The following is a 9,632-nucleotide window of genomic DNA, read 5'->3' on the forward strand; positions in this document are numbered from 1 at the left end:
CGCCCGCCTCCCCCGCTAAAACCAGGCATGTAGGCCCAATAAACACAACTGGCACAACCGTTGCGAATGACCTCGTCACACGAACAAGACGAGGTTTCATCATGTCGCTTCCTGCTCTGCTTCCTGCCACTTCGGCGTTCATCCAGCGTGCGCCGCGCATGCTTATTGGCGGCGAATGGGTCGAGGCCGCTGACGGCCAGACCATGCCCCTGCACAACCCGGCCACAGGAGAGGTGTTGTGCGTGGTGCCACGTGCCACGCCGGAAGATGTCGACCGCGCGGTGCTTGCTGCCCGCCATGCGTTCGATGATTCGACCTGGACCCGCACTCGCCCCCGTGAGCGGCAGAACCTGTTATGGAAACTCGCCGACCTGATGCAGCGGGACGCCGAACTGCTGGCGCAACTGGAGTGCCTGAACAACGGCAAGAGCGCTGCGGTTGCGCAGGTGATGGACGTGCAACTGGCCATCGATTTCTTGCGCTATATGGCGGGTTGGGCGACCAAGATCGAAGGCTCCAGCGTTGAAGTGTCGTTGCCGTTGATGCCGAACGATCAGTTCCACAGTTTCATTCGTCGCGAAGCCGTCGGCGTGGTGGGTGCCATCGTCGCCTGGAACTTCCCGTTGCTCCTGGCCTGCTGGAAGCTCGGTCCCGCGCTGGCGACCGGTTGCACCGTGGTGCTCAAGCCCGCCGATGAAACGCCGCTGACCGCGCTGAAACTCGCTGAGCTGGTGCTGGAAGCCGGCTATCCCGAAGGCGTATTCAACGTGGTCACCGGCACCGGCATTACGGCTGGCTCTGCGCTGACCCACAACCCATTGGTGGACAAACTGACCTTCACGGGCTCCACCGCCGTGGGCAAACAGATCGGCAAGATTGCCATGGACTCGATGACCCGGGTCACGCTGGAACTGGGCGGTAAATCACCGACCATCGTGATGGGCGATGCCGATCTGAAGAGTGCCGCAGCGGGTGCCGCCAGCGCGATTTTCTTCAATCAGGGCCAGGTGTGCTGCGCCGGTTCCAGGCTGTATGTGCAACGCAAGCATTTCGACAATGTGGTGGCGGACATCGCTGACATTGCCAATGCCATGAAGTTGGGTAACGGACTTGATCCGAGCGTCGAGATGGGCCCACTGATCTCTGCGCGTCAGCAGGAGCGGGTGTATGGCTACATCGAGAAAGGGCGCGAAAGCGGCGCGACGATTGCCTGCGGTGGCGAGCAGTTCGGACCGGGGTTTTTCGTCAAGCCAACGGTGATCGTTGATGTCGATCAGAAGCACTCGCTGGTGCAGGAGGAGATTTTCGGTCCGGTGCTGGTAGCGATTCCCTTCGATGATGAAGCCGATGCATTGCGCATGGCCAATGACAGCCCGTATGGGCTGGGCGCGAGTATCTGGTCGAATGATCTGGCGGCGGTGCACCGAATGATTCCGCGGATCAAATCGGGGTCGGTGTGGGTTAACTGTCACAGCGCGCTGGACCCGGCACTGCCGTTTGGCGGTTACAAGATGTCGGGGGTCGGGAGGGAGATGGGGTATGCGGCGATTGAGCATTACACGGAGTTGAAGTCGGTGTTGATCAAGCTTTGATGGGTGGCGGGCTGTAAGCCGCTTTCGTCAAAGCGCCGCCCGGAGCAGGCCCGCATGGGTTCCAACGACGCAGAACCCATGTGGGAGCTAGCCTGCTAGCGGTAAGGCCAGGCAGGACAACTTGAATTTCAGAGTTTAAACCCCTGAGCCAATAACCAGCCGCGAATCATCCGCCCCTGCTCCACAGTCAATCCTGCCAACGCCTGCTCAGCCGGCTCGGTCTTCAACCGCCGCACTAATGGCGCGAGCTCAACTCCTTGAACGTGCCAGATGCCCAGGGGTTGATCAGCGGTGATGACCACCTCGGCCTCGTCGACAAAACCATCCTTGAGCACCGGCGCGGTTGCGATTTTCAGCGAACTGAAATCCACCTCGGCATGCGCGACTTCGGCATCCGGCCACTGCCGCCGAGCCTGCCAGAATGGCCGGTCCTGCCAGCGTTGCTCATCGGCATAGAAATCCCGACCGATCCGCGCGAATCGCAAGAACAGCTGCTCCACTCGCTGCTGATGAAACTGACGCGCCAACGCGGCCCGTTCGGGTTTACGCAGCAGCGTGTTGATCACGGTCGGCGCCTGCAACGCTGATGACAACGATTGAAAAATCCCGTTGCCCGACAGCGGATCTACCGCCATCGCTGCGTCGCCAATTCGAATCCAGTGATCACCGCAGACCTGCGGGTTGAGAATCGCGGTGCTGCTGCGAGCATGCAGTTGCAGGTCGTTTTCCAGCCCATCGGCAAAAAACGCTCGAGCCACTGACGAATTCGAACGTCGCTGACGGCAGTAATCGAGTAACTGCGCTTTGCCCGGCAGATCGGCACTGGCCACGTCCACCGTCCATTGCCAGTAACACTGTCCGTCGGCCCGTCGTGCCATCCAGGCCCAGCCGTCCTCCAGGCTTTCCACAGCGCTGGCGGTATCGCCTGGAGGGCCTTGCCAGCGATTGAGCAGACTGACCGTCTCCGGCCCGCGCAGGCCTTTGCCCAGCGCAGGTGCTTGACGACCGCGGGCTTCCACCAGGAAATCGGCGTTCAGTGCCTCATGTCCTTCAATTTCTATGCGATGACCTGCGGTTGAGGTCTGAACGGTCAACACCCGTCCCTCGATCAGGTCTACGCCGGCAAGACGCAGGTCTTCACGCAGACCGCGGTCAAAACCCGGACGGTCCAACAGGAACTCGATATTTTGCGCATGCTGCTGGCCGTTCCACGACACCTGCCGTTGGGAAGGTAACGCCGCGTCTGCCAACGCCTGATTAAGCCCTGCACTTCGCAAGGCCTCCAGCACCCTGACGGACACCCCTTCAAGGGCTGCGAAGCGGCGCCATTCACTGATGAGCGCGACTGCGTAACCGAGTCGTCGCAGCCCCAAGGCCACTGCGGCGCCTGCCGGCCCGGCGCCGAGTACGACAATCCTGGTCATGCTCCGAAGCGCCTTTCAGGGCCACGGTAGTGGGCATTTTCACGCAGCCACTGGATTACCTGCTCATTACTCGCCGCCGGCTGCTCGACCAGGAAGCTCGCGATGTGCCCGCTCAACGCCGCGCACCCCAAACTCGCACCAGACTGCCCCGGATAGGTGCCATGCACACACGCGGCGAAATCCGCCTGTGCGCTGTTGAGCCACGACCATTCCTGCTCGGCGCAACGGGCATCGCCGGTCACCCGCAGCACCTGTGGATAATTCGCCGGGAAGACTCCTTCGCCCTGGGCCGGGCTCGAAGCGCAGAGCAAAACGCCCTGCGCCACCGCCGCCGCGCAAGCTTCGCGCAACAGGCTGCGATCCTGGCGCAGGCCCAGGCTCAGATTGATCAGGCGCACGTTCTGCGTGACCAGCCAATCAATGGCCGTGGCAATTTGCAACGCACTGGTGACACCACGCTGGTCGAACACCTGACCGACGCAAAATACCGCCGCGGGAGCCCGTCGGCCGATCGCTTCGATCACCGCGCTACCGTGCCCCAGCGGATCGTCGCGCAACTCGCTTTCGACCAGCCCATCGTTCAACAGCGAGAAGCGTCGTCCGGCGATGACCTGCACCCTTTGCGCCGCCGAATGGCCGCTGTCCACCACACCGATTCGCAGTTCAGGCTTCATGCAGCACCGTCTTGGAGGTGAGTACTCCATCGAGCAATTCAAAGCGCAGATCGGCATCGGCCAGGGTTGAAGGACGGTGGCTGATGAGGATTCGTGTGCGTCCCGCAAACAGGTGGTCGATGGCTTCTATGACTTCACGCTCGGTGGCCTCATCCACCGCTGACGTCGCTTCGTCCAGCACCAGGATCAGCGGGTCCTGCAGCAGCGCCCGGGCAATGGCGATGCGCTGCTTTTGTCCGCCAGACAACTGTTGGCCACGCTCGCCCAACGGGCTGTCGAGACCTTCGGGCAAAGACGCGATGAGGCTGTCGAGCTGGGCCAGGCGGGCGACTTCAGCAATGGCTTCGCGGTTGGCGTCGGGCACGGCGTAAGCCAGGTTGTCAGCGAGACTGCCGCGAAACAGCACGATGTCCTGACTGACCACCGCAATCCGCCGACGCAGCTGGAACAGGTCCAGTTCGCGCAAATCGACGTCACCCAGCAGCACGCGGCCAGACTGTGGATCGTGATGCCGTTGCAGCAGGTCGATGAGCGTTGATTTGCCGACGCCCGAACCACCGCTCAGGGCCACTTTCAGGCCATAGGGAATTCGCGCTTCGATGCCGCGCAAAGTGGTGGGCCGGCCGGGATGGCTGAAGTGCACATTGTCGAATCGCAACTCGCCCGAGGCAGGCATCGGCTTAGGCGAGTGAGGGGTGAGCACAGTCGGTTCTTCACCACGCAACTCCATCACCCGACCAAGGCTGACGGTCATCCGCTGAATGGCGACATAGAGCCCGAGCAGGCTCTGAACAGGTCCAACGGCCATACCGAGGTAGGTGGAAAACGCGATCAATGCACCCAACTGCCAGGTGCCCTGCACCACCCAGTAACCGCCAATCAGAAATGCACAGGCGCGGGACAATGACGTCAGTGTGCCGGGCACGGCCTGGGTGAAAAATTCGGTGACCTGCAGGCGCAGCAACTGGCTCATGTAGCCCTGCCCCAGGGTTTCCAGGCGCCGCGATTCTCGCTGTTGCTGACCGGCGGACTGGATGAACTTCATCACGGGCAGTGTCTCGACCATGAACGAGGACATGTCCGCCGAACGCTCGCGCAACTGCCGCACATCCCGCTCGACCTTGCGCCGCATCCATCGCAGCCACAGCACGTCGAGGGGAATCAGTATTAGTGCCAGCAAGGACAACTTCCACGACAGGGTCAATAACATGGCCACGGCGCACACCAGTCCGATCACGCTCGATACCGCCGAAAACAAGGAATCCACGGCGAAACGCTGGATCTCGGCGACATCACCGTCCAGGCGCGACATCAAATCGCCGATGCGCCGCTGACCGTAAAAACTCGGCGACAGGGTTTGCAAATGCCGGTAGAGGTCATCGCGCAGGGCAAACAGAATCCGCCCGGACAGTCGCGTGTGCAGGTATCGATTGATACCCGACAACGCTGTGCCCAGAAGGCCGGCGACAATCATCAAGCCGGCGATCAGCACCAGCATCGAGAAGTCGCGCGCGAGCAGGCCATCGTCGATGAGCAGCTTGGTCAGCCAGGGTTGCACCAATACCAGGAGCGAGGCGCAGACCGACAAACCGAGCAAACCGGCGATGGCCAAACGGTGCGGACGCACGAAACTGTAGAGCCAGCGAAGTGCCGCTTGCAGGGCTTCGGGGTTCTGGCTGTCGATCAGCCGGACGATCAGGCGCTGCATCACGAACGTAACTGTTTGAGCTTGCGATACAGGGTCGCGCGACTGATACCGAGGGCGTCGGCCGCGGCCGAGACGTTGCCTTGATGACTGTCCAGGGACTGACGAATCATTTCCAACTCGTTTTCGCGAATGCTGCCCGATTGCGGACGCTCGCTGGCGTTCAACTCGTCGAGCATGCTGTCGGGCAGGTGGTCGAGGGTGAGTACGGTGTCACCCGGTTCGCGCATTGCCAGGGCGGTGCGCAGAACCATCTCCAGTTGGCGGATGTTGCCAGGCCAGTGATAGCCGCTGAGCAAACGGTTCAGGTCGTCATGCAGGAGGACGGTCGGTGCCTCCAGACGGGTGAGCAAGCGCGATACCAGCCCGTCGAAATCGTCACGTTCACGCAGCGCCGGAAGCATCACGCTGATGCCGTTGACCCGATAGAAGAGGTCTTCGCGAAAGTGTTTTTCTTCCACGAGACGCTTGAGGTCACGGTGGGTCGCACAGATTAGTGCGACGTCGATGTCCTGCTCCTCGCCCGCCCCCAGTGGCGCGACTTTTCGGTCCTGCAACACTCGCAACAGGCGGGCTTGCAGGGCCAGAGGCATGTCGCCGATTTCGTCGAGAAACAAGGTGCCGCCGTGGGCCTGCTGTAGACGCCCGATCATGCCGCCGCGACGAGAACCGGTGAAGGCGCCTTCACGGTAACCGAACAACTCCGACTCGATCAGGCCTTCGGGGATTGCGGCGCAGTTCACCGCGACGAAGGGCTTGTCGCAGCGAGTGCCGGCCATGTGCAGGGCACGGGCGATGACCTCCTTGCCGGTGCCGGTTTCGCCGAGCAGCAATACAGGGAGTTCATTGGCCAAACCTTGTCTGGCCATGCGCAACGCCTTGGCGTAACGGACATTGCTGCCGGCCAGGGACTCCAGATCTGGAGTGGGTTTGGCGGTTTTCGAGGCGCTGCGCGAGGGCGTGCTGACCCCGATCGAACGCTGTGGTGCGCGCAGGGTTTTGTAGAAGAATTCGCCTTTGGCAGTCTGCAGACTGCCGATGCCGCCCTGATACAACCGCGACAGCAGTTGCAAGCCATCGACGCCGAGAAACTCTTCACAACGACGACCGACCAGCGCCGAACGCTCGGCGTGCAGCAACTGGCAAGCCTGGGCACTGACGGCGAGAATCTGTCCGCCGAGGCTCACCGCCAACAGGCCTTGCCAGGGAGATTCGAGGTACTGCCGACGACTGTGGAAAGCCAGGACAATTTCGTCTGGATAGCTGGCATTGAACACGCGGCTTTCAATCTGGCTTACCGCCATCGCCAGCAGCGCAGTGCTGTCATGGACACGGCCGAGCGGACCTTCGCGAGTCAGGTCGAGCACGCCGAGGATGTCGCCTTGCGGACAATGAATGGGGACCGATGTACAGGAAAAGTCGGTGAGACGATCGAGGTAATGTTCGCCGCAATCGATCATCGTCGGGCGGGCTTCGACCAGTGCAGTGCCCAACGCATTAGTGCCGCGAGCGGCTTCGCTCCAGCAGGCACCCAGGGTAATGTCTTGCAACCCACTGCCTTTGAGGCGATCAGCGCGACCTTCGACGGCAAGGATGGTGGCGTCGGAATTGGCCAGGATAATCAGGCCTTCCTTGCCTTGGCGTTCAGCGAGGTAGTCGATGGCGGGCAATGCAGCGTCAATCAGCAGTCGATTACTGGCCAGCAGGACTTCCAGACTGGCGCTCGATTCCAGCGCGAGCTCGTGCTTGCCATTGAAATGCACGCCATGGCCGAGGCTGCGGCGCCACGACGCGTCGATTTCCGCGCGCAATACGCCGTCGGGGACTTCGCCCTCCAGATGAAGTTTTTCCCGGGCCAGCCGGGCTTCGTGGTGCAGCTTGGGGGATGTGGTTTTTATTAGCGTCATCAGCGCTCCGGATCGGTCCGCTTTGCGCTTATTTTAGTTCAGCGCCCTGCCGCAATCTTTACGTTAACGTCAGGGGGATGGCAAGTGCCTTATGGCACTTGCGTTGAACTTGGTAGATCGGGAGATCGTTCTTCGTCGGATCGCTGCATTGACTGATCAGACGTGAGGGTCGCCCGGGACTTTGCTCGGTGTGGCGTACTGCGGTTTCAGGTGACCGTCTTGATCGAGTAGCCAGGCATCCATGATCTGGCGCACCACGGGACCGGCAACGCGACCGCCCGCCTCACCGTTTTCGATCATCACCGAAATGACAATCTTCGGGTGTTCAGCCGGGGCAAAACCTACGAACAATGCGTTATCGCGGTTGCGTTCCAGGGTTTTCGCCCGGTTGTAGCGTTCGCCCTGTTTGATCGCGACCACTTGGGCCGTACCGCTCTTGCCGGCGATGCGGTATTGGGCACCCGCCGCTGCGGCTCGAGCAATGCCGCGAGCGTCGTGCATCACCATCTGCATACCGTGATTGACCTGTTCCCAATCACGCGGATCCTTGAGCAGAATATTCGGCATTGGGTGTTCGTCCACGGGGGCAACACCGTCCACGGTCTTCGCCAGATGCGGTCGGTTCCACACGCCTTTGTTAGCGATCAGCGCCGTGGCCTGAGCCAGTTGCAGGGGTGTGACTTGCATGTAGCCTTGACCAATGCCGAGGATCACCGTCTCCCCCGGGAACCATGGCTGGCGGCGCGTCGCGCGTTTCCAGGCCTGGGAGGGCATCAGGCCGGCGGATTCTTCGAACATGTCCAGAGAGACTTTCTCGCCGAGTCCGAACATCGCCATGTAGTCATGCAGGCGGTCGATACCCAGTTTGTGGGCCAGATCGTAGAAGTAAGTGTCGTTGGAACGCATGATCGCTGCGTCCATGTCCACCCAACCGTCGCCGCTGTGGTTCCAATTACGGTACTTGTGATCGAAATCCGGGAGCTGGTAGTAGCCCGGATCGAAGACACGGGTCTGTGGAGTTACTACACCTGCGTCAAGACCAGCGATGGCCACTTCCGGCTTGATGGTTGATCCGGGCGCGTAGAGCCCCCGCAGGACGCGGTTGAAGAGCGGTCGATCGATGGAATCGTGCAGCGCTGCGTATTCTTTGAAGCTGATACCGGTGACGAACAGGTTAGGGTCGAAGCTCGGCTTGCTGACCATCGCCAGCACTTCACCGGTGGATGGATCCAGCGCGACGACGGAACCTCGACGATCACCCAGCGCTTCCTCGGCGGCCTCCTGAAGTTTGACGTCGAGGCTCAGAACGATGTTTTTGCCGGGAATTGGATCAGTGTGCTTGAGCACTCGCAGCACTCGACCTTGCGCATTGGTTTCGACTTCCTCGTAACCTACGTGGCCATGCAGTTCCGATTCGTAGAACTTCTCGATGCCGGTCTTGCCGATCGATTGGCTGCCGCGGTACTCCACCGTATCCAGGGCTTTGGATTCTTTCTCGTTGATCCGGCCGACATAGCCGATTGAATGCGCGAAGTGTGCGCCCATGGGGTAGTGGCGAACGAATTGCGGTTCTACATCGATACCCGGCAGACGAAACTCGTTGACCGCCAGCACTGCGATTTGCTCTTCACTGAGTTCATAGAACAGGGTCACGGGCACGAATGGGTGCCGGGCTTGCTTCATCGCCTTGTCGAACAATGTGCGATCGTCTGCAGGCAGGTGCAGTAGGTTTACGACCTCATCCAGCTCTTCCTTGATATCAGAGGCGCGCTCGCGAGTGATGGTCAGGTTGAAGCTGGGTCGATTGTCCGCCAGAACTACACCATTGCGATCGTAGATCAGCCCTCTTGTCGGGGTGATCGGCAATACATGCACGCGGTTATTTTCAGAAATCGTGGAGTGGTAGTCAAACTCGACTACTTGCAGGACATACATGCGCACAACCAGTGCGCAGGTAATTGCGACCACGAACAAGGCGCAGGCCATGAGTCGCTTGTTGACGAGGCGCGTCTCTTTTTCGTGGTCTTTGATGGGTATCGGTTCAGGCATTTCTGCAGCGGCTCTTTGACTTTGAAAGGAAGCCTGGTCCGCTGGCTTTGGAAATCAGTCCATTAAAAAACGAGCTGCACCATACCAAAAACTGCGCGCGTGATTTAGTTCGATTTCCTCTAACGGCCGGCCCTGTAGGCCAAAATGAAGGTCGGGCCACTTTCCTGCGGACAAAACAAAACCCCTGTTCGCGTTAGCAAACAGGGGTTTCGGAATTTAATCTTGACGATGACCTACTCTCACATGGGGAAACCCCACACTACCATCGGCGATGCATCGTT

General features: G+C 60.4%; 6 protein-coding genes. 1 reads left to right on the forward strand and 5 read right to left on the reverse strand.

The window, feature by feature from the left end; genetic code table 11:
- The first annotated feature begins 101 nt into the window (after window positions 1-101).
- Window positions 102-1,592: an aldehyde dehydrogenase family protein gene (locus H7698_RS19685; RefSeq protein WP_162440817.1), complete on the forward strand. Its 1,491-nt coding sequence runs from the start codon at window positions 102-104 to the stop codon at window positions 1,590-1,592.
- 128 nt (window positions 1,593-1,720) lie between these two features.
- Here H7698_RS19685 and qhpG read toward each other — a convergent pair whose 3' ends face one another.
- From qhpG to mrdA, 5 genes are all read right to left on the reverse strand, one after another.
- The gene (gene qhpG, locus H7698_RS19690) at window positions 1,721-3,016 is read right to left on the reverse strand and encodes a flavin-dependent monooxygenase QhpG (protein ID WP_194692543.1); all 1,296 of its coding nucleotides are present in this window, start codon (window positions 3,014-3,016) and stop codon (window positions 1,721-1,723) included.
- Window positions 3,013-3,690, reverse strand: coding sequence for a subtilisin-like serine protease QhpE (gene qhpE / locus H7698_RS19695; protein WP_162440815.1), 678 nt, complete (start codon window positions 3,688-3,690; stop codon window positions 3,013-3,015). Before qhpE ends, qhpG begins: the two co-directional genes overlap by 4 nt.
- On the reverse strand, window positions 3,680-5,398 hold the full coding sequence (locus H7698_RS19700) for an ABC transporter ATP-binding protein (RefSeq protein ID WP_162440814.1): 1,719 nt from the start codon (window positions 5,396-5,398) through the stop codon (window positions 3,680-3,682). Before H7698_RS19700 ends, qhpE begins: the two co-directional genes overlap by 11 nt.
- Entirely contained in the window at window positions 5,398-7,302 is a 1,905-nt protein-coding gene (locus H7698_RS19705) for a sigma-54-dependent Fis family transcriptional regulator (protein ID WP_194692544.1), read from the reverse strand. The genes H7698_RS19700 and H7698_RS19705 overlap by 1 nt, the downstream gene beginning before the upstream one ends.
- Window positions 7,303-7,458: 156 nt before the next feature.
- Window positions 7,459-9,351, reverse strand: coding sequence for a penicillin-binding protein 2 (gene mrdA, locus H7698_RS19710; RefSeq protein WP_194692545.1), 1,893 nt, complete (start codon window positions 9,349-9,351; stop codon window positions 7,459-7,461).
- Window positions 9,352-9,632 lie beyond the last annotated feature (281 nt).

The organism is Pseudomonas sp. p50(2008), assembly GCF_015351605.1.
In the GTDB taxonomy this organism is placed as follows: Bacteria; Pseudomonadota; Gammaproteobacteria; order Pseudomonadales; family Pseudomonadaceae; genus Aquipseudomonas.

Coding starts and splice junctions, on each gene's coding strand:
- H7698_RS19705 (WP_194692544.1), bottom strand. CDS start 7,302: ATGACGCTAATAAAAACCACATCCCCCAAGCTGCACCACGAAGCCCGG.
- qhpG (WP_194692543.1), bottom strand. CDS start 3,016: ATGACCAGGATTGTCGTACTCGGCGCCGGGCCGGCAGGCGCCGCAGTG.
- qhpE (WP_162440815.1), bottom strand. CDS start 3,690: ATGAAGCCTGAACTGCGAATCGGTGTGGTGGACAGCGGCCATTCGGCG.
- H7698_RS19685 (WP_162440817.1), top strand. CDS start 102: ATGTCGCTTCCTGCTCTGCTTCCTGCCACTTCGGCGTTCATCCAGCGT.
- mrdA (WP_194692545.1), bottom strand. CDS start 9,351: ATGCCTGAACCGATACCCATCAAAGACCACGAAAAAGAGACGCGCCTC.
- H7698_RS19700 (WP_162440814.1), bottom strand. CDS start 5,398: ATGCAGCGCCTGATCGTCCGGCTGATCGACAGCCAGAACCCCGAAGCC.